Origin of the sequence: Sedimentibacter sp. B4 (genome assembly GCF_000309315.1) — a bacterium.
Taxonomy (GTDB): Bacteria; Bacillota; Clostridia; order Tissierellales; family Sedimentibacteraceae; genus Sedimentibacter; species Sedimentibacter saalensis.
The window spans coordinates 1-262 of sequence record NZ_CANG01000480.1; the positions used below are offsets into that span (position 1 = coordinate 1).

Genomic DNA, 262 nt, shown 5'->3' on the forward strand with positions numbered 1-262 from the left:
AGGAGACGGACCTGATGGTCGGCAAGTACAGCAACACCCTGGACGGCTACCCCTACGGCTTCGACTATGTCTACTTCTGCCTGCTCACCTGTCTGTGGTACTCGTTCTCCCCGGACCTGCTGCCCTACAGCCAGGGCATCCCGTACCAGATCGAGGCCTCCGGCAAGAAGGTGGTCACGATCGTCGCCTGTCCGACAGCGCGTCCGAACAACAAGTCGACCCAGTTCGGCGACTGGACCAGCGCCGACTTCGTTCGCGACCT

1 protein-coding gene is annotated in these 262 nt (G+C 61.8%); it reads left to right on the forward strand.

All coding sequences use genetic code 11. From position 1 onward, the window contains the following. Positions 1-14: 14 nt before the first annotated feature. Positions 15-262: hypothetical protein (locus tag BN358_RS25520; protein ID WP_157593451.1), on the forward strand; the 248-nt coding region annotated here is incomplete at its 3' end.